This is a genomic window from Sphingomonas sp. GM_Shp_2, assembly GCF_026540875.1.
Lineage (GTDB): Bacteria > Pseudomonadota > Alphaproteobacteria > Sphingomonadales > Sphingomonadaceae > Sphingomonas > Sphingomonas carotinifaciens.
The window spans coordinates 22,381-40,945 of the sequence record NZ_JALNUQ010000038.1; the positions used below are offsets into that span (position 1 = coordinate 22,381).

Sequence of the window (18,565 nt, forward strand, 5' to 3'; positions counted from 1 at the left end):
GTGCGAGGGAGACGCACCCGCGAAAATGTCATCGCTGTTGAAATCTCATTGACAGGCATCATGACATGAACATATTAGGACGTGTTCATATGTTGATGGGTGCATGACACAAGACGAAGGAACGCAGCTTGCAGAACTGTTCCGCCTGTTGGGGGAGCCGAACCGGTTGCGACTGGTAGTGGCCTGCCTCGAGGGTCCGCGATCCGTCGGGGATCTGACGGAGCAAGTCGGCGTCAGCCAGAGCCTCGTCTCGCAGCATCTCCGGTTGCTGCGGGCGGGGCGATTGCTGAAGCAGACGCGCAGCGGACGCAACGTCTTCTACGAACTGCCCGACTGCCACATCCGCACCATGCTCACCAACATGATGGACCATGTGTTGGAACCCGAAGACCATAATCACGAGGAATGAGATCATGAGCGTCAACGTCGAAATGGTGAAGTGCGCCTGCAACGATTGCGTCTGCATCGTCAGCACCGGCAACGCGGTGGAGGCCGATGGCCGCATGTTCTGCGGCGAGAACTGCGCCAATCATCACCAGCAGTCGGTCGGCTGCGAACATGCCGGTTGCCCCTGCCACGGCTGATCGACGACCGGTTAGAATGTGCAAAGGGGCCGGGTAACCGGCCCCTTTCTCGTTATGCGTCCGGCCGGCGCGCCGCCGGGTTCCGGGCGATAGCAGCGTGATCCACCCCGATCGCCCTGCCCCTGCCGGCCAGAGCCACCGGCCGATCAGGCGCCCGCCATATCCGCGCGCCCGCTGCGCTCCAGCTTGCCCCAGCCGATCGTCCAGCCGCCGATCGCCGCCGCGATGGCGCGCAGCACGACCCAATACATGATCTGGCGATAGATCAGCCGCTGCGCCACGAGCAGCAGGGCGGGGAAGCGCAGGCCGCGGCCGTCCAGCCGGTAGCCGACCCAGCCGCACACCATGTCGATCGCGGTGAAGGCGAGCCAGTATAGCGCCATCGTGCCGACATCGCCGCTGGTCTGTGCCCAGCCGTGCTGGCTGACGCGCAGGGCGGTCGTGACCACCGACACCAGCAGCGCCAGATCGATCAGCGGCGAGATGGCCGCAAAGACGATCTGGAACAGCCATGCCTGCGGCAGGCCGACCAGCGCGAGGCCCGAAGGCTTGCGGGTGCGCAGAATGGCGCGGTGCTTCCACAGGCATTGCAGCGTGCCGAACGCCCAGCGGAAGCGCTGCTTGGCAAGCGCGCGGAAGGATTCCGGAGCCTCGGTCCAGGCGACGGCCTGCGGATCGTAGGTGATGCGCCAGCCCGCGCGCTGGATGGCGATGGTCAGATCCTGATCCTCGGCGAGCGTATCCTCCGGATAGCCGCCCACCATGTCCAGCGCCGCGCGCCGCCACGCGCCGACGGCTCCGGGCACCACCGTCATCGCGTTGAACCCGGCCAGCGCGCGGCGTTCCAGATTCTGCGCGGTGATATATTCGACCGCCTGCCAGCGGGTGACGAGATTGACGCGATTGCCGACGCGCGCGTCGCCCGCGACCGCGCCGATGCCCGGGTCGGCGAACCAGCGTACCAGCCGCGCGATCGTTGCCGGCTCGAACTGCGTGTCGGCATCGAGCGCGATGACGATCTCGCCATCGGCCTCCAGCAAGGCGCGGTTCAGCGCGGCCGCCTTGCCGCCATTCTGCAGCGTCAGCAGCCGGACGCGCGGGTCCTGCGCGAAGGCTTGGGCGACCAGGGCGCTGGTGCGGTCGCTCGAACCGTCGTCCGCGACGATGACTTGCAGGCCGGGATAGTCGCTGGCCAGCACGCGTGCGACCGAGGCGACGATGACGCGCTCCTCGTTAAAGGCGGGTATGACGACCGACACGCCGGGGGAGAAGTCGGGCGGGGTGACGCGGTGGCGGCGTGCCTGGAGGCGGGCCAGTATCGCCATCATCACCGCCCGCGCGATGCCAAGGGTGATGGCGACGTAGAACAGCCAGGCCAGCAGGGCCGACAGTCCGGCGAGCACCACGAAGATCGCGACGTCGGCGCGCACCGCCCACAGGTCGTGCCCGGCGACGCGCGGCATCGCCTGGGCGGGCGACACGCCGACCAGTTGCGAGGCGGTGACGAAGCGGTACCCCCTGGCCTTCAGCGCCGCGATGATGCGCGGCAGCGCCGCCACGGTCTGGGCGCGGTCGCCGCCGCCATCATGGAGCAGGATGACGTTGCCGCTGTTCTGCGCGGTGGCGTCGGCGACCTGGGTCAATACCTGATCGACGATGGCATCGGTGCCCGGCCGCTGCCAGTCATTGGGATCGACGTGGAGCCCGACCACGGTATAGCCCGCCTGCTGCGCCGCCAGCGCCGGCCCCAGCTCGTCGGTGGTGGTCGGTTCCGCATCGCCGAAATAGGGGGCGCGGAACAGCGTCATCGACCGTCCGGTATAGGCCTGTACCAGCCGCTGTGTCGCGTTCAGCTCCAGTTGCGTGCCGCGCGGCCCCAGCCGCGCCATGTTCGGATGGGTGTAGCTGTGGTTGCCGATCTCGTCCCCGTCGGCGACGATGCGGTTCAGCAGGGCGGGATGCGCCAGCGCATTCTCCCCCACCACGAAGAAGGTGGCGGGCACGTGCGCGGATTCCAGTTCGTCCAGGATGCGCGGCGTCCAGGTGCCGTCCGGGCCGTCGTCGAAGGTCAGCGCCAGCACCTTGGGATCGGCCGCGCCGGTGCGGTGGACGACATAGGGCGTCGGCAGGGCGGCATAGCGTTCGTCCCGAATGATGCCCTGTGCATCGGTGCGGACCGTGCGGGCGCCGTCGCGCGGCGTGGCGGTGATGCGCAGGATCTCGCCCGAACCCTCGACATCGGTGTTGAGCAGCGCGGCCGGATGCGACAGGTCGGGGCGGGTGCCGGTGCGCATCGCCGCCAGATCGGCGAAGAAGCCGGGATCCTCGCTGCCCAGCCGCCACAAGGCGACGTCACCGATGCCCAGCCGCTTCAGCGCCTGCATCTCGTTCCAGCTGGTCGCGGCGTCGAGCATCCAGACGTCGTGACGCTGACCGTTATCGTCATAGGCGAAGGCGGCGTTGCCGCTGGCGGGATCGAAGCGGGGCACGGTGTCGCTGTCATGCGCGGCAAGCCAGGCCTCTTCGATGGACAGCGCATCGGTGTCGTCGCCGTGCCAGTCATAGGCATAGCTGCCGAGCGCCACCGCCAGCTTGTCGCCGGGAATGGCCCGGCGTGCCTCCTCGACCTGGCGGACGAACCAGTCCTGCCCGGCGATGGGGCCGGCCTGACCCCCCTCCCAATGCTGGTCATAGGCCATGAAGATGACCTTGTCCGACACTGCCGCCAGGGCCTTCAGCGGCCACCGCTCGTCCTCCGCCGGGGCGGTGACGGCCAGGATGCTGCCGGCGGGGAGCGCGGCATGCAGCTGGCGCAGGAAGGCGAGATAGGGCTGCATCGCGCTTGCCGGCAGCGCCTCCACATCCATGACCAGCCCGGCGACATGGCGCTGCGCCACGAACGCGGACAGGCGGGCGGTCAGCATCGCGCGCGCGGACGGGTCGGCGAGCAGCCGCGCCGTGCCGGTGCCGTCCCATTCATCGCCGCCGAAGTTCTGGACCATCGGCAGGACCTTGGGCGGATGCGGCAGGGCGGCCATGGTGCGTGCAAAGGCGGGATCGGCCGCGACCGTGAACCGGTGATCGGGCCCGGCCACGTTCACCAGCGAGGGCACCACCCAGTCGAGTGCGGCGACGTTGCGCCGCAGCGAGGCGAGGCTGGCATCGTCGCCGGGCACGTAGAAGCCGATGCTGAGCGGGGTCCGGTCGGCCGCCCCCCCGCGGCGCGGCAGCCATGCGGCCATGCCGTGGCGGTGCGGCTCGCCGCGGGCAGCGGCGGCGTGGGGGTGCGGAAAGGGCAGGGTCAATTCGCGCCGGTGGGGCATCATCACCAGCGTCGTCGCAAAGGCTAGCGCGGCGAGCACCACGACCACCAGCAGCGCGGCCAGGGCCCGGCGCGAAATCCGGCTGCGGCGACCGGTGGGATCGAAGAAGACGGGGGAGGACATGACGCGTGAATCCCGGTGGCAGATGCGGATCAGGCGGCGATAGGGGATGCCGGGTGAGCGGACACTGGGCCGGAGATTACCGCTTGGTCATCTTGCCGCGGCGCCACGCTGCCGACCAGCAGCGACAGGTCGCGCAGCGCCTGGACCAGCGCCAGCCCGCGCGGCCCGGCGATGTAGCGCGGCTCCCAGCGGGGGGCGAACTTCTCCTTGTAGGCGCGTAGCCCGCGAAAGCCGTAAAAGCGTTCGCCATGGCGGAAGATCAGCGCCGCCGCCCGCGCCCATGCGGGCGCCAGCCGGCGTCCGGCGATGCCCGACAGCGGCGCGATGCCCAGCGAGAAGCGGGCGTAACGGCGCGCCATCGCCCAGTCGATGATGTGGTAGAACAGGAAGTCCATCGTGCCATGCGGGGCATCGCTGCGGTGGCGCATCAGGTCCACGGACGCTTCCCGGCCATTTGCCGTCAACCACAGATTGGCGAAGGCGACGATGCGGTCGCCCTCCATCGCCAGTGCGACATCGAACCGGCAGATATAGTCGCGGTCGAACCGGCCGAGGCTGAAGCCCTTTTCGACATGCCCCTTGGCGCGCATCCATTCGTCGGACACCGCCTCCAGCGCATCCAGGATCACCGGCACCGCGCCCGCCGGCACGATCCGGAACGACAGGCCGCGGCGGGCGGCGGCGCGTTCCGCCTTGCGCAGCGAGCGCAGGCGCGGGGTCTCGAACGTCATGTCCGGCAGGTCGATGATCGCCTCCTCGCCATATTTGACGATGCTCAGGCCCATGCCGATCGCCAGGTCGAGAACGGGGGTGCTGATCTGATACAGCAGCAGCCGCCCCTGCGCACGGTCGGCCATGTCACGAATGCGCCAGAGCAGCGCCGGCCAGGCGGCGGGGTCGCCGACCGGGTCGCCCATCACGACCCAGGTGGCGCCGCGCCGCTGGTACATCAGCATCGCCTGCCCGTCCTCGGACAGCAGGAACCGCTTGTCGCCGGTCAGCGCCAGCATGGCATCGGTGCGATCGGCCCGCGTCAGCACGTCGGCGATCGCCGACGGCTCGACCGGCGTCTCCTCGACCACGGGGGCCGGACCCAGCCAGCGCCACAGGGTCACCGCCGCCAGCAACACCGCCGCCGCGAGCGTCGCCCGCAGAAAGCGCGGGGCATCGCCGGTCCATGCGAAGCGCCACCACAGCGCATCGTCATAGGGCACATGGCGGTAGGCGAACAGGCCGATCCAGGCGATACCCGTCAGCAGCGCGGCCAATGCGGCCAGCCATGCACCCGACAGCGGCGTCTGGGTGAGGGCGGTGTGGCGGTAGAAGGCGGCGCGGGTCCATTGCAGCAGCCCGGCCAGCGACAGGCAGACCGCCGCCTCTTCATAGTCGATGCCTTTGCACAGCGAGAATATCGCACCCGCGATCAGCAAGGCCCGCGCCGAGACGAACGCTCCGTCGAGCCGGCGGTACAGGCCCGGCGCAAGCAGCAGCAGCCCGGTGCCGACCAGGCTGGCGGCGATATGGCTCGCCTCCATGAAGGGCAGCGGCACGATCGCGGCCAGGGCGCCCATGCGGGCATGGAGCGACGGCAGCGAGCCGGACAGCAGCAGCAACGCGCCGCCAAGGGCGCTTGCCACCGCCATCAACGGCGGTGCGATCCCGCCCGCGGCGTCACGCCCCTCGTGAAGCCATTGCGCGGCGCGGCGCCGGTGCCGCATCCCCTCGCGAAGGGCCAGCAGGGTGATCGCGGCGCCGAGCGGCACGAGGTAGTAGATCACCCGGTACGCCACCAACGCGGCAAGGGCGGTCGTCCGGTCGCCGGGCAGCACCGCCAGCACCACGGCCTCGAACACGCCGATGCCACCGGGTATGTGCGTCACCGCCGCGGCGACGATGCCCAGCGCATAGGCGAGGATGAAGGCGGGGAGCAGCCAGGGCGTCGCATCCGGCACCAGCACGAACAGCGCCGCGGCCGCAGCCGACGTGTCGAGCAGGGCGATGCCGATCTGGGCCATGGCCTGGCCCACGGAGGGGAGTGGCAGGTGGAAGCGCCACAGCCGCAGCGGTCCGCGCGTTCGCGCGCAGAGGCCGACCAGCAGCGCGGCCGCGGCGAGGATCAGGGTCCCGGCGATGTGGAGCGTCGCCGGCGGGACGACCAGCCCGCCGATCGCCAGCTCCCCCGGCCGGACGAGCAGTGCGGCCCCCGCGATGATGACGATGCCCGTCCAGAAGGTCGCGCTCGCGACCGCGATCACGCGCGCCACATCGGGACCGTCCAGTCCCGCGCGGGTGTAGATGCGATAGCGTGCCGATCCACCGGTCAGCAGCGAAAGCCCCAGATTGTGGCTGAGCGTGTAGCTGGTGAACGAGGCGAGCGCCGCGATTCGCCATGGCAATGGCCGGCCGATGATGCGCAGCGCCAGCACGTCGTAAAAGGTCAGGGCGAGATAGCTGCCGGCGGTCAGCGCGATCGCCATCGCGATGCGGGCAGGCGCCAGCGCGTGCAGCGCCGCGCGCACCTGGGCAAAGGTGATCTGGCGCGTCAGCGCCTCCATCGCCGCAACCCCCAGCACCACCAGCACCAACGTCGCGGCAATGGTCAGCGCGATGCGGTACCGGCGGACAAGCGCCAGCGGATCAGCCACGCGGCGCCTCCGTCACGGGAAGCCGGATCCGGGCGGCAGCCAGGCGCGGCGTGATGGTCATGAACGGCTCTCCAGTCATCGCACGGTGCGATGCGACCGCGATAGCGTTGCCGAGCTTGCCGGCGGATCGACGCGGGATGAACATTCCGTCATCCGCGGTGCCGGTCATCCGCCCCGGCGGATCGCCTGCCAGATCGTTGCGGACAATGCCGCGGCGTCATGGTGCAGATAATGGTCGCCCGGCAGCGTCACGCGGCGCACATTGTGCGCGTGGAGCAGCGGGCAAAGGCTGTTCTCCTCCTGCGTGCCGTGGATGCAGGTGACCGGCAGCCAGTCGATGCTGCGCGCGCTGGGCAAGGCGGCGCGGTCCGGCGGGCCATCCAGAAAGCCGCCCGGCGTCGCCTTGAAGACGAGGGAGTCGCCGGGCACCGCCAAAATGACCTGAACGATGCGCGGCCGCAGGCTCGCCGGCATCGTGGCGACACCGAATTGCAGCATGTCGGCCCCGAAGGACTGGCCGACAAGGACGACGCGCTGGACGCCGGGCAATGCCAGCGCACGCCGGGTCGCCTCCACGATCAGCATGCGCGCCTGTTCGGGCGTGCGGCGATGGGCAAAGGCGGTCAGGGAATTGATGGCAAGCACCGGCACGCCGCGATCCGCGATCGCCTGTATCAAACGCGGGGCCATGCCGGTGTTGGCCCCGGAGTCTCCCGACAGGAAGACAGCCGCGACGCCGCGCTCACGCGGGGGTGCCGCCCGGGCGGCGGGAACCAGCCGGTAAACGGGGCCGCCGAACCAGCCGATATATCCCAGATAGCCGATCGCCCCCAGCACCAGCGCCGGGCCGGCAAGCAGCATGACGAAACCGAACCGGCGGCGCGGCGGGGTTTCAGCCATGCGGCGCGCAAGGGGTGATGGCGATGGCATCGGCGACCTTCTCGATGGCGAGGAGCCGGCGATGATCCCCCCGTTGCAGCGGCTGCTGCCCGGGGAGAGGGGGAAGGGAAGCCGGGCCCTGCATGATCACGGCGATTAGGCAGGGCGCCTTATCAACAGGCTGGCGGGAAGATGATCTTTCGGTAATGTCGCGCCCGCCGCATCCGCCGCGCCCGGCTAGATCAATTCCGCCATCTCCACCACGCGGCGTTCGCGGGCGCTGATCTCGGCCGCGGTGCCGATCGCGACGGCGCGCAGGCCATCCTCGACGGTGACGTGCACGGGGGCTTCGCCCCGCACCGCGGCCAGAAAGGCGGCATGCTGGTAATAGGTGGCGCCGTGGTGCGAGCCGGCACGCATCGCGGCATCGTCGACCGAGATATGCGTGACCTCCGGCGTTTTGGGCGCGGGCCATTCGACACGGGGGCTGAACACCAGGTCGCCGGGCGGAATGAGCACGTCGAGCCGCGCCTTGTCACCGGTCGCGGAGATTTCCTCCTGATGTTCCGCACCCTCGGCGAACATGCACAGGTCCAACATCGCGCGGACGCCGTTGGCGAAATCCACCACAGTGTAGCTGTTGTCGATGATGTCGGGCCGCATACCGCCATAGCGTTCGTCCAGATGGTTCACGTCCATCCCGCCGGAACAGAAGACCCGCACCGGCTCCGCCTGCACGATCAGGCGCATCAGGTCGAAGAAATGGCAGCATTTCTCCACCATCGTGCCGCCCGTATTGCGGGAGAAGCGGTTCCAGTCGCCGACCTTTTGCAGGAAGGGAAAGCGATGTTCGCGCATCGACAGCATCTGCAACCGGCCGACGCGGCCGCCATGCACCTGTTCGATAAAGGCGGCGGCGGGCGGCATGTAGCGATATTCCATGCCGGTCCAGAACGGCGCGGCGCGGTCGGCGGTCTGCTCCACGATCCAGCGCGCATCCGCCATCGTCGTCGCCAGCGGCTTTTCGCACAGGATCGCGGCTCCGGTCGCGAACAGCGGCGCCAGCACGTCGCGGTGGGTATGGTTGGGGGAGGCGACCACCACCGCATCGACCCGCGCCTCGCGCGCGAAACTGGCCACGTCGCCGAACGCCGCGACGGAGGCAGCACCGTCGCCAAGCGCATCGCGTGCCCAGTCGAGGGACGTGGCCACCGGATCCACGATAGCTGCGACCTCGGCGCCGGGAAGAATTGCGATGTTGCGGATATGCTCCACGCCCATCATCCCGGTGCCGACGATGCCGTAGCGAACGGTTGAAGTCATAGCCGATTTCCTATTTACCTGATGGGCATATGCACAAGCTCCTTCCCGATCGCCAGCCCCGCCAACTCGGCAACAGCGACATTTCCGTCTCCCCCATCGCCTGGGGCATGTGGCGGCTGACGGGGGAGGTGGCGGCGGCCACGGCGCTCGTCCATGCCGCGCTGGATGCCGGAATCACCCTGTTCGACACCGCCGACATCTACGGTTTCGACGCGCCCGAGGGCTTTGGCGGCGCGGAGGCGATACTGGGCGAGGTGCTGGCCGCGGACCGGGGACTGCGCGGGCGCATCGTGCTGGCCACCAAGGGCGGGATCACCCCGCCGGTGCCCTATGATACGAGCGCCGACTATCTGAGGGCGGCGTGCGACGCCTCGCTGCGCCGGCTCCAAACCGATGTGATCGACCTGTACCAGATCCACCGCCGCGACTTCCTGACCCATCCGCAGGAGGTCGCCGCCGCGCTGACCCGGCTGGTCGAGGCGGGCAAGGTGCGCAGCGTCGGCGTGTCGAATCACAGCCCGGCGGAGCTGGGCGCGTTGCAGCGTTTCCTGAACCTGCCGATCGTATCGACGCAGCCCGAATTTTCACCGCTGCGCGTCGCACCCTTGTACGACGGCACGCTGGACCAGGCGATGGCGGCGAATGTTTCGGTGCTGGCCTGGTCGCCGCTGGGCGGAGGGCGGCTGACCGATACGGGGCATGCCGCAGGGGCGTTGCTGGCGGAACAGGGTGCGGCTTACGGCGTCGATGCGGTCGCCGCGGCGCTGAGCTGGATCATGGTGCATCCGGCGCGGATCATTCCGATCGTAGGGTCGCAAAAGGCCGAGCGCATCCGCGCGGCGACCGACGCTTTCAAGGTCGAATGGGACCGGGAACGCTGGTATGCGGTGATGCAGGCGGGCACCGGGGAGCGCCTGCCATGACCGCCGCGCTGCCCCCGTGCGAAGTAAGCTGGTTCTCCGCGCTGTGCGATGACGATTACGAGTTTCTGGGGGTGCCCGACGCCCGGCTGGCGTCCAGTTTCGAGCATTGTCGCGACATCGTGTTGCAGGCGGAAAGCGGCGGGTTCGACAATGTGCTGCTCCCGTCGGGCTATGCGCTGGGGATCGACACCACCGCCTTCGCCGCAGGAATGGCGGCGCTGATCACGCGTATCCGCCTGCTGATGGCGGTGCGGATCGGCGAAAGCTGGCCGCCGCAACTGGCGCGCCAGATCGCCACGATCGACCGGATGCTGGGCGGGCGCCTGACGGTGAACATCATTTCCAGCGACCTGCCCGGCCAGACGCTGGAAAGCGCCCCGCGCTACCGCCGCACGGTGGAGGCCATGCACATCCTGCGCACGCTGCTGAACGGCGAGCCTCTGCGCCATGACGGCGAGTTCTGGCAACTGGATGTCGCGCCGCCGCGCGTGACGACGGTGTCCGGCCGCTGCCCGTCCTTCTACTTCGGCGGCCTGTCGCCCGCGGCCCGCGATGCCGCGGCGGAAGGGGCGGACGTTTATCTGATGTGGCCCGATACGATGGAGGGCATGCGCGGCATCGTCGCGGACCTGCGCGCGCGCGCCGCGGCGCGGGGCCGCACGCTGAAATTCGGCTACCGCGTCCATGTCGTGGTGCGCGAGACGGAGGCCGAGGCACGCCGTGCCGCGGAACGCCTGTTGTCGAAGCTGGATGCCGATACGGGCGCGGCCATCCGCGCCAAGTCGCTGGACAGCCAGTCGGCCGGCGTCGCACGGCAGGCCGAACTGCGCGAGCAAGCGGCGCGGCAGGACGGCTATGTCGAGGATAATCTGTGGACCGGGATCGGCCGGGCGCGCTCGGGCTGCGGCGCGGCGATCGTCGGCGATCCCGATCAGGTGCTCGCCAAGCTGAACGCGTACCGGGCGGAGGGGATCGAGGCGTTCATCCTGTCCGGCTACCCGCACGCGGCGGAGGCGGACCTGTTCGCGCGCCACGTGCTGCCGCACCTCGATCACGCGCCGCTGCAGCCTTGACCTCTTCGCTCTCGCGCTCGCGCGCCTGGCTGCTGTTCGCGCTGCTCTGCGCGGCGGGCATCTTCAACGCGATGGACCGGCCGATCATCGCCATCCTGAAACCCGACATGTCGGCGGAGTTCGGGTGGAGCGACGCCGATTTCGGCCGGCTGGCGGCGGTGACGCAGTTTGCCGCGGCGCTATCCTACCTGTTCACCGGCTGGATGATCGACCGGCTGGGTGTGCGCCGGTCGATGGTGGCGGGCGTCACCGCCTGGAGCCTGGCGGCGGCGGTGCATGGCTGGGCGATGACCGGGTGGCAGGTGGTCGCCGCGCGCGTCGGCCTGGGCGCGACCGAGGCGGTGCAGACGCCGCTGACCATCAAGACGGTGGCGACCTTGTTCGGCCCCAGGCTGCGGTCCCTGGCGATCGGGGCCGGCACGCTGATCGGCGCGGCGGGCACGATCACCTTGCCCTTCTTCATTCCCGTGCTGGCGGCAGCCTGGGGCTGGCGGGGCGCGCTGATCTTTGCGGGGGCCGGCGGGTTCGTCGTGCTGGCGCTGTGGTGGATCGCGGCGCGCGGCGTGGTGTTCGACGACGCTGCCGAGGATCCCGCGCTGGACTATGCGGACGGCGCGGCGCCCTATGGCCCGATCCTGCTGGAGCGGCGGACCTGGGCGATCGTCGTCGCCAAGGCGCTGTCCGATGCAACGTGGTGGCTGCTGAACTTCTGGCTTCCCGATTTCTATCGTCGCGAGCTGGGGCTTTCTACCGAGCAACTCGGCCTGCCGCTGGCGATCGCGTTTCTGGGATCGGGGCTGGGCGCCTTGCTGGCGGGATGGGTGTCCGGGCGGTTGATGGCGCGGGGCTGGGCGCCCGCGCGGGTGCGCGCCGCGGTGATGCTGGTCTCCGCACTGGTCGTGGCGCCGGTGCCGGTCATCCTGCGCATCGACAGCTATTGGGCGGTGACGGTGATGATGGGGCTGGTGCTGGCCGGGCATCAGGGTTTCTCGCTCAGCATCTTCGGCACGATCACCGATGTGGTGCCACGCAGCAAGGTCGGCCGGGTGACCGCGTTCGGCGCGTTCTGCGGCAATCTGGGCGGCGTCGCGATCGTGTGGGTGACGGGCGCGGTGCTGAGCGCGGGTGGGGGCTATACGCCGCTCTTCGTATTCGCGGGCGCGTCCTATCTGCTGGGATTTGCGTGGTTGCGCATGATGATGCCGGCCGTCCCCCGCGCTAAAGCCTGATCAACCCGCCATGAAGTAAAGCCATATTCCTATTTCACCGGTGGGATATACAAGCTACCCCCGAAACAATGATGCCGGGGAGCCTGTCCATGAACCATCTTTTCACCCGCGCCGCGACCGCCGCGCTGGTCGCCGCGTTCGCCAGCCCCGCCGCGGCGCAGGATGCCACGCCGGAGACGCCCCAGGCCGAGCAGCGCAGCGGCGACATCGTCGTCACCGCGCAGAAGCGCGAGGAGCGGTTGCAGGACGTGCCGGTCGCGGTGTCGGTGATCGGCGGCGACCTGATCGCGCGACAGGGCGGCATCAACTTGGAAAGCGCGCAATATCTGGTCCCCACGCTCAACTTCCGCAAATCGGGGACGAGCATCAACCAGTCGCTGTTCCTGCGCGGCGTCGGCACCTCCACCTTTTCGATCGCGGGCGAGCCGTCGGTGTCCACGGTGGTGGACGGCGTGGTCTACAGCCGCGCCGGCGAGGCCTTCAGCGACCTTGTCGATATCGAGCGGATCGAGGTGCTGCGCGGGCCGCAGGGCACGCTGTTCGGCAAGAACGCGTCGGCGGGTGTCATCAACATCGTCAGCCGCAAGCCGGGGCGCGACCTGTCTGGCTATGCCGAAGGCGGCTTCTTCTTCGACAATGGCAACGAATATCGCGCCCGCGCCGCGATCGACGTGCCGCTGGGCGAGCGGGTGGCGAGCCGCGTCACCGGCTTCTACAGCAAATATGACGGCAACCTGTTCAACGAGGCGCCCAATGTCGATCGCCGCGTCAACGGCTATGAACGCTGGGGCGTGCGGGGCATTGTCGTCGCCGATCCGACCCCGGACCTGACGATCACGCTGATCGGCGACTATCGCAAGGCCGATGATGACTGCTGCGCCGAGGTGATCGGGACGACCCCCACCAATCTCGCGGCGCAGATCCTTCCCACCCCGCAAGGCGACCGCACGCGCCGGGTGCGTCAGAATCTGGTGACCGCGACCAACGAGGAAAGCTATGGTGGCTCGCTCCAGATCGATGCGACGCTGGGGCGAAACACGCTCACCTCGATCACCGCATGGCGCCGTTACGACAATACCGAAATCCGCGACGGCGACTGGCTGGCGCAGCCCTATGCCAATGCCGGGCTGAACGAACTGCACGATTTCGGGCCGCAGGTCGGGCGCACCTTCACGCAGGAGGTTCGGATCACCTCGCCGAGCGGCGGGCTGGTCGATTATGTCGGCGGCGTGTTCTACAGCTGGGCGGATACGGAGCGTACCTTCCGCCGCGACGTCACGCTGTGCGCGCCGAACGCCGCGGTGCTGACCGGATGCGATGCGCCCGGCGTCACCGTGACGCGGCCGACGGGCACCGCCGATTTCGGGTCGACCTTCAAGAACCTTGCCGCGTTCGGGCGCTTCACCGTCAATGTCAGCGACCGGTTGCGCCTGCTCGGCGGTATCCGCTTTACCCATGACCAGTTGAACGTCTTCCACATCCGGCAGACCGCGCTGACCGGGCCGGGTATCCAGCCCAATTTCGATCAGGGCGTGTACGACCGCTACGTGTCGCTGGTCGCGAACGGCGTGGCGCCGACAACGGCGCAGACCCAGGCGGTGGTTGCCGCCAACGGCATCCCCTTCACCACCAAGACGACCAACGACAACTGGTCGGGCATGGCCGGCGCGCAGTTCGACCTGTCGCGCGACCACACCGTCTACGCCACCTGGACGCGCGGCTATAAGGGCCCGGCCTACAACATCTTCTACAATCTGGCGGGCACCGGCACCAACGTGATCGAACCGGAAACGGTCGACAGCTACGAGGCGGGGATCAAGAACACGCTGTTCGGTGGCAAGCTGGTGTTGAACCTGGCCGCCTATTACGCGCGCTACGACAATTTCCAGGCGAACAACCCGGATGTGGTGGCCGGCGTCCTCGTCACCCGCTTCACCAATGCCGGACGGATTTCGACACGGGGCGGCGAGCTGGACCTGATCTGGAACCCGGTGCGCGACGTGTCGCTGTCGGGTGGGCTGGCCTATACCGATGCGCATGTCGACCGGTTCCGCCAGCCGACCGGCACCGTCACCGGCGTGATCGCACCCGGCACGCGGCTGGCCTATGCGCCGGAATGGAAGGCGTCGCTGGCCGGCGACTGGCGCATCCGCACCGGCGGAGCGGTCGATTTCGGGCTGAACGCGCAAGGATCGTGGCAGTCCGACCAGATCAGCCAGTTCGATGCCTCGCCCGCGATCCGGCAGGCGACGACGATCGGCGATTATGCCTTGGTCGACCTCGGCGTCGCGCTGATCGACGCGCGGGATCGCTTCCGGCTGGGCTTTCAGGTGAAGAACCTGTTCGACCAGAGCTTTGCCGCATCGATCACCAGCGGCGGGCCGGGCGGCAGCTATCGCTACATCATCCCGCGCGAGGCGGATCGCTATTTCGGGGTGATCGGCCGGGTCGGCTTCTAAACCGCGGGTTTGTCGGAAACCTCATGCACGTTGGCGCGGGCCGGCGCACGCTGGCCTATCGCCCGTGCCATGACGAACGATATCCGGACATGGGCGCATGGCTGACCCCTCGCTTCGCAATTGCCACATCCTTGTTGTCGAGGATGAGTATATGCTCGCCGACGAGCTCTGCATGGAGCTGGAAGACGCCGGTGCCGTCGTGCTGGGCCCGGTGGGCAGCATCCGCGATGCAGAGGCGCTGATCCGGGCGAGCGATGCCATCCATGGCGGCATTCTCGACGTGAATCTGGACGGGGACATGGTGTTCGCCGCGGCAGACCTGCTGGCCGAACGCGGCGTACCGTTCGTGTTCACCACCGGCTATGATCGATCGGTGATTCCGGAGCGCTTCGACGGGGTCGTGCAATGCGAAAAGCCGATCAACCTCCGGATCGTGACGCAGGCGATCGGGCGGGTGATCCACGGCTGAACGGCGGAGCGCAGGCGGTCGCTAGCCGTCGGCGACGGTGGCGGAGACCGCGATGCTGATCGTGCAGTGCACCCCGTCCTCCTCCAGTGCGTAGCTGGTCCGGGCCTTGAGCTGATAGGGCAGGGCACGCTCGATGAGTTCGCGGCCGTGGCCGGAGCCATGCGGCGCGGTGCCCGGATCGGGCATGACGACGCCGTGCTCGCGCCAGTCGATATGCAGCCACGGCCGATCGCCCTCGCCATTGGCCTCGAAACGCCAGGAAAGGACCAGTTGACCCTCCGGCTGATGCAGCGCGCCATATTTGGCGGCGTTGGTCGCCAGTTCGTGGAGCGCCATCGCCAGCGTCTGCACCGTGCCGGAGCGCAGGCGGATGCCCGCAGGGCCGTCCAGCACGACCCGTTCCGGCCCGGCATCTGGCACCCCCAGCGCGGTCAGTTCGGTGCGCACCAGTTCGTCAAAGGTCACCCGGTCATGCTCGTCCAGCCGCGACAGCAATCCTTGCACGCGGGCCAGGGCCTCCAGCCGGTCGCGAAACTTCTCGCGGAAATCGCCGAGATCGGCGGCACGACGCATCGTCTTGTCCGCCATGGAGCGGACGACGGCGATCAGGTTGCGGGTGCGATGCTGCAACTCGGCGACCAGCACGGTCTGCCGCCCCTCCCATTGCCGGCGCTGGGTGACGTCCTGCCCCACCTTCAGATAGCCGAGCGGCTCTGCACCGTCGCCGCGCAGCGGGCGGGTCGATCCCTCGATGAACACGCGCCGGCCATCCTTGCGCCGGTGCCAGCGCACATTGGCGGCAAAGCCGGTATCGCGCGCCTCCGCCAGTTCGGCGTCAGGCACGCCGGCGTCACGATCCTCGGGCACGAAGGTGATGGCGGCATGCCGGCCGACCGCTTCCGCGGCGCTCCATCCGAACACCGCCTCGGCACCGCGCGGCCACGTCTCGATCCGCCCCTCCCCATCGGTGGTGAAGATCGCATAGTCCAGCACGCTGTCCAGGATCGCGCGGTGGCGCTCCTCGCTTTCGCGCAGCCGATCCTCGGCGGTCTTGCGTTCGGAAATGTCGCGGAAATACACCGAAAGGCCGTCCGCGGCCGGGTAGATGGTCAGATCGATCCAGTGCCCCCGGATCGCCGAGCCCGTCTCCATCCGGACGACCTCGCGCGTCTCTGCGGCGCGCAGGTGGGCGTCATGCGCCTGGGGCTCGAACGTCGCCGGAAAGGCTTCCCACAGATTGCGGCCGAGCAGGTCGCGGCGCGAGCGGCCCCAGATTTCTTCCGCCTTGCGGTTGATATAGGTGAGCCGCCACTGTGCATCGACCGCGTAGAATGCGTCGGAGATGCTTTCCAGTATCTCACGGTTGCGCGCCGCCAATATCTGCAGGGCGATCTGCGCGCTGCGTTCCTGTGTCACGTCCTGCAACACGGCGACGCCGCCGGTGACGGTGTCGCCCGCCATCATCGGCACCGAGGTGACACGCAACCAGCGCTCGCTGTCACCCTCGACATGGCGGAAGTCGATCGGAACGGTGGTTCTTTCCCCGCGCAGTGCGCTTGCACCGGGATAGTTCTGCTCGGGCACGGCATCGCCTTGCGCGTCGAACGCCTGCCAATGCTGCCCCTCCACCGGATCGCATGAGGGTATGCGATCGCCGATCAGGTGCTGCAATTGCGGGTTCTTCAGCGTGAAGCGCCCGTCGGTATCGAACAGGCCGACGCCGATCGGCACCTGGTCCAGAATGCTGGCCAGGCGCAGTTCGCTTTCCTGCAGGGCCGCATCCACCCGCTTGCGCGCGGTGACGTCCTGCCCGATCTTCATGAAGCCGGCGATCGATCCGTCGTCGTGCCTGAGCGCGGTTGTCTGGCCATTGATGAAGACGCGGCTGCCGTCCTTGCGGCAATGCCAGCGCGTATCGGGGGCTCGGCCGTCGCGGCGCGCCACGCCCATTTCCCATTGCGGCACGCCCGCGGCACGGTCCTCCGGCGTGAACAGCATGGCGTCGGGCTGGCCGATCGCCTCTGCCTCCGTCCAGCCAAACACCGCCTGCGCGCCGGGCAACCAGCCGTCGATCCGGCCATCGGCATCGGTGAAGACCAGCGCATAGTCTTGCGCATTCTCCACGATCAACCGGTTGAGCGTGGTGGCCCGTTCCAGCGCACGCGCCTTGTCCAGCCGGTCGATTACCGGGCCGAGCGCGATCGCCCACAGGCGCAGGAACTGCATGTCCGCCGGATCGAAAGGGCGGGCCGCATCCGGCTCGACCCGCAACACGCCATAGGGTCTGCGTCCCGGCAGAAGGATCGGCACCTCGACCGATCCGGTCGTGTCGGCTTCGCCTTTCACGATCGTCACCGTCGCAGCCTGCAAGGCGCCGGCGATCAGGCGGCTCGCCTCTTCCAAGATGATCGGCAGATCGGCGCAATCCAGCACGAAATCGCCGAAATCGACCAGGGCCTGTTGGCGTTCGAGTGTGTGCGCCGGTTCAGCCATCGCGCCTCTTACGACGCGTACGGGTGATCGACACTAATCCAGATGACCGCCGCTAGAATTGTCTTTGCCGTCCTCGCCCTTGTCGGGCGACTTTTTGGTGGCCGTTTTCTTCGCACCCGTCCCCGTACCGCCGCCGCGCCCGGTCCCCAGACTGCCCCTCGCCCCGTCCCCACCCTTGGCAGTAATCGCCCCGGGATTTCCACCCGCACCTTTCTGCGCCATGTCGATCTCCACTTCAGCGTTGTCGAAGGACGTTATTTATGTCCGCCATGACCGGCATTCTGTCCGCCGGTGCGGCTGTGATCGTCGGGGTTGCGATCATTATCCTGCTTGGCATTGCCGCCGATATCGTCCTTGCCGTTTTTGTGGAAATCGCCCTTCTTCTTGTGATCGGTCATGGCCATCCTCCATCATGAGCGTGAAACATATCAACCGCATTGAAACGCAACGGGCAGGGTGCAGTTCAGGCGGGCGCAGACAATTCTTGTTCAACTACATTAGCTTAGACGGATAGTTGGTGCGTTCCGGCGCATGATCATGATCCAGGTGATGCCGGGCGTCCGCGCGATCGCGGATCAGGACGGGACGCGGGTCCGACAGCATGGGAGACGAACGATCGCACCGACAATCCAGCAGGGCAGAACGCCGCCAAGCGCCTGCCGCGGGCGGCGCATTGTTATTGTTGGGGGCGGGTTTGGGGGGCTGGCTTGTGCGCGGGCGCTGGCAGGGGCCGAGGCGCAGGTCACGCTGATCGACCGGCGCAACCATCATCTGTTCCAGCCGCTGTTGTATCAGGTGTCGACGGCTGCGCTGTCGCCGGCCGATATCGCCGCGCCAATCCGCCGGGTGCTGGCGCGCGCGCGGAATGTCGATGTCGTGCTCGCCGATGTCACCGGGGTCGATACGGCGGGGCGGACGGTGAAGCTGGCTGACGGCGCGGACCTGCCCTTCGACCAGCTCGTGCTGGCGACCGGATCGGCCTACAACTATTTCGCGCACCCCGAGTGGGCTCCCCTTGCCCCTGCACCCAAATCGATCGCGG

General features: G+C 68.3%; 15 protein-coding genes. 9 read left to right on the plus strand and 6 right to left on the minus strand.

The window, feature by feature from the left end:
* The first annotated feature begins 103 nt into the window (after positions 1 to 103).
* Both OXR08_RS13075 and OXR08_RS13080 read left to right on the plus strand, forming a co-directional pair.
* Positions 104 to 409, plus strand: coding sequence for a metalloregulator ArsR/SmtB family transcription factor (locus OXR08_RS13075; protein ID WP_112383025.1), 306 nt, complete (start codon positions 104 to 106; stop codon positions 407 to 409).
* Between the two features lie 4 nt (positions 410 to 413).
* The gene (locus OXR08_RS13080; RefSeq protein WP_112383026.1) at positions 414 to 584 is read left to right on the plus strand and encodes a metallothionein; all 171 of its coding nucleotides are present in this window, start codon (positions 414 to 416) and stop codon (positions 582 to 584) included.
* Positions 585 to 730: 146 nt separating this feature from the next.
* Here the strand turns inward: OXR08_RS13080 and OXR08_RS13085 are convergent, their stop codons facing one another.
* The 5 genes from OXR08_RS13085 to OXR08_RS13105 all read right to left on the minus strand — a co-directional run bounded on the left by OXR08_RS13085 (position 731) and on the right by OXR08_RS13105 (position 8,877).
* Positions 731 to 4,030 (minus strand): glycosyltransferase, encoded by a 3,300-nt coding sequence (locus OXR08_RS13085; protein ID WP_112383027.1) that lies wholly within the window; start codon positions 4,028 to 4,030, stop codon positions 731 to 733.
* Between the two features lie 29 nt (positions 4,031 to 4,059).
* Positions 4,060 to 6,675: a bifunctional lysylphosphatidylglycerol flippase/synthetase MprF gene (gene mprF / locus OXR08_RS13090; RefSeq protein ID WP_112383028.1), complete on the minus strand. Its 2,616-nt coding sequence runs from the start codon at positions 6,673 to 6,675 to the stop codon at positions 4,060 to 4,062.
* Positions 6,668 to 6,844, minus strand: coding sequence for a hypothetical protein (locus OXR08_RS13095; RefSeq protein WP_161555530.1), 177 nt, complete (start codon positions 6,842 to 6,844; stop codon positions 6,668 to 6,670). Before OXR08_RS13095 ends, mprF begins: the two co-directional genes overlap by 8 nt.
* Positions 6,841 to 7,575, minus strand: a complete 735-nt coding sequence (locus tag OXR08_RS13100) for an AcvB/VirJ family lysyl-phosphatidylglycerol hydrolase (RefSeq protein ID WP_267350442.1) — start codon at positions 7,573 to 7,575, stop codon at positions 6,841 to 6,843. Before OXR08_RS13100 ends, OXR08_RS13095 begins: the two co-directional genes overlap by 4 nt.
* Before the next feature lie 216 nt (positions 7,576 to 7,791).
* Positions 7,792 to 8,877: a Gfo/Idh/MocA family oxidoreductase gene (locus OXR08_RS13105; protein ID WP_112383030.1), complete on the minus strand. Its 1,086-nt coding sequence runs from the start codon at positions 8,875 to 8,877 to the stop codon at positions 7,792 to 7,794.
* Between the two features lie 29 nt (positions 8,878 to 8,906).
* On the opposite strand from OXR08_RS13105, the gene OXR08_RS13110 reads away from it, so the two are divergent.
* From OXR08_RS13110 to OXR08_RS13130, 5 genes are all read left to right on the plus strand, one after another.
* Positions 8,907 to 9,800: an aldo/keto reductase gene (locus OXR08_RS13110; protein WP_240313527.1), complete on the plus strand. Its 894-nt coding sequence runs from the start codon at positions 8,907 to 8,909 to the stop codon at positions 9,798 to 9,800.
* Positions 9,797 to 10,873, plus strand: a complete 1,077-nt coding sequence (locus tag OXR08_RS13115; RefSeq protein WP_267350446.1) for an LLM class flavin-dependent oxidoreductase — start codon at positions 9,797 to 9,799, stop codon at positions 10,871 to 10,873. Before OXR08_RS13110 ends, OXR08_RS13115 begins: the two co-directional genes overlap by 4 nt.
* Complete coding sequence (locus tag OXR08_RS13120; RefSeq protein ID WP_112383032.1) at positions 10,870 to 12,102, plus strand: MFS transporter; 1,233 nt, start codon at positions 10,870 to 10,872, stop codon at positions 12,100 to 12,102. Before OXR08_RS13115 ends, OXR08_RS13120 begins: the two co-directional genes overlap by 4 nt.
* Positions 12,103 to 12,191: 89 nt before the next feature.
* On the plus strand, positions 12,192 to 14,561 hold the full coding sequence (locus OXR08_RS13125) for a TonB-dependent receptor (protein WP_267350447.1): 2,370 nt from the start codon (positions 12,192 to 12,194) through the stop codon (positions 14,559 to 14,561).
* A gap of 97 nt (positions 14,562 to 14,658) precedes the next feature.
* On the plus strand, positions 14,659 to 15,030 hold the full coding sequence (locus tag OXR08_RS13130; protein WP_112383033.1) for a response regulator: 372 nt from the start codon (positions 14,659 to 14,661) through the stop codon (positions 15,028 to 15,030).
* A gap of 21 nt (positions 15,031 to 15,051) precedes the next feature.
* Here OXR08_RS13130 and OXR08_RS13135 read toward each other — a convergent pair whose 3' ends face one another.
* Positions 15,052 to 17,523 carry a PAS domain S-box protein gene (locus tag OXR08_RS13135; RefSeq protein WP_267350449.1) on the minus strand — a complete coding sequence of 824 codons (2,472 nt, stop codon included), beginning with the start codon at positions 17,521 to 17,523 and terminating at the stop codon, positions 15,052 to 15,054.
* Positions 17,524 to 17,792: 269 nt separating this feature from the next.
* Between OXR08_RS13135 and OXR08_RS13140 the strand changes: the two genes are divergently transcribed.
* Together OXR08_RS13140 and OXR08_RS13145 are read left to right on the plus strand one after the other, a co-directional pair.
* Positions 17,793 to 17,939 (plus strand): hypothetical protein, encoded by a 147-nt coding sequence (locus OXR08_RS13140; RefSeq protein WP_267350451.1) that lies wholly within the window; start codon positions 17,793 to 17,795, stop codon positions 17,937 to 17,939.
* Between the two features lie 115 nt (positions 17,940 to 18,054).
* Positions 18,055 to 18,565: FAD-dependent oxidoreductase (locus OXR08_RS13145; RefSeq protein ID WP_267350453.1), on the plus strand; the 511-nt coding region annotated here is incomplete at its 3' end.

Excerpts from the sequence above, each read along its gene's own strand:
- OXR08_RS13075 (WP_112383025.1), top strand. The coding sequence starts at position 104 with ATGACACAAGACGAAGGAACGCAGCTTGCAGAACTGTTCCGCCTGTTG.
- OXR08_RS13080 (WP_112383026.1), top strand. The coding sequence starts at position 414 with ATGAGCGTCAACGTCGAAATGGTGAAGTGCGCCTGCAACGATTGCGTC.
- OXR08_RS13085 (WP_112383027.1), bottom strand. The coding sequence starts at position 4,030 with ATGTCCTCCCCCGTCTTCTTCGATCCCACCGGTCGCCGCAGCCGGATT.
- OXR08_RS13095 (WP_161555530.1), bottom strand. The coding sequence starts at position 6,844 with ATGACCGGCACCGCGGATGACGGAATGTTCATCCCGCGTCGATCCGCC.
- OXR08_RS13100 (WP_267350442.1), bottom strand. The coding sequence starts at position 7,575 with ATGGCTGAAACCCCGCCGCGCCGCCGGTTCGGTTTCGTCATGCTGCTT.
- OXR08_RS13105 (WP_112383030.1), bottom strand. The coding sequence starts at position 8,877 with ATGACTTCAACCGTTCGCTACGGCATCGTCGGCACCGGGATGATGGGC.
- OXR08_RS13110 (WP_240313527.1), top strand. The coding sequence starts at position 8,907 with ATGCACAAGCTCCTTCCCGATCGCCAGCCCCGCCAACTCGGCAACAGC.
- OXR08_RS13115 (WP_267350446.1), top strand. The coding sequence starts at position 9,797 with ATGACCGCCGCGCTGCCCCCGTGCGAAGTAAGCTGGTTCTCCGCGCTG.
- OXR08_RS13125 (WP_267350447.1), top strand. The coding sequence starts at position 12,192 with ATGAACCATCTTTTCACCCGCGCCGCGACCGCCGCGCTGGTCGCCGCG.
- OXR08_RS13130 (WP_112383033.1), top strand. The coding sequence starts at position 14,659 with ATGGCTGACCCCTCGCTTCGCAATTGCCACATCCTTGTTGTCGAGGAT.
- OXR08_RS13135 (WP_267350449.1), bottom strand. The coding sequence starts at position 17,523 with ATGGCTGAACCGGCGCACACACTCGAACGCCAACAGGCCCTGGTCGAT.
- OXR08_RS13140 (WP_267350451.1), top strand. The coding sequence starts at position 17,793 with ATGACCGGCATTCTGTCCGCCGGTGCGGCTGTGATCGTCGGGGTTGCG.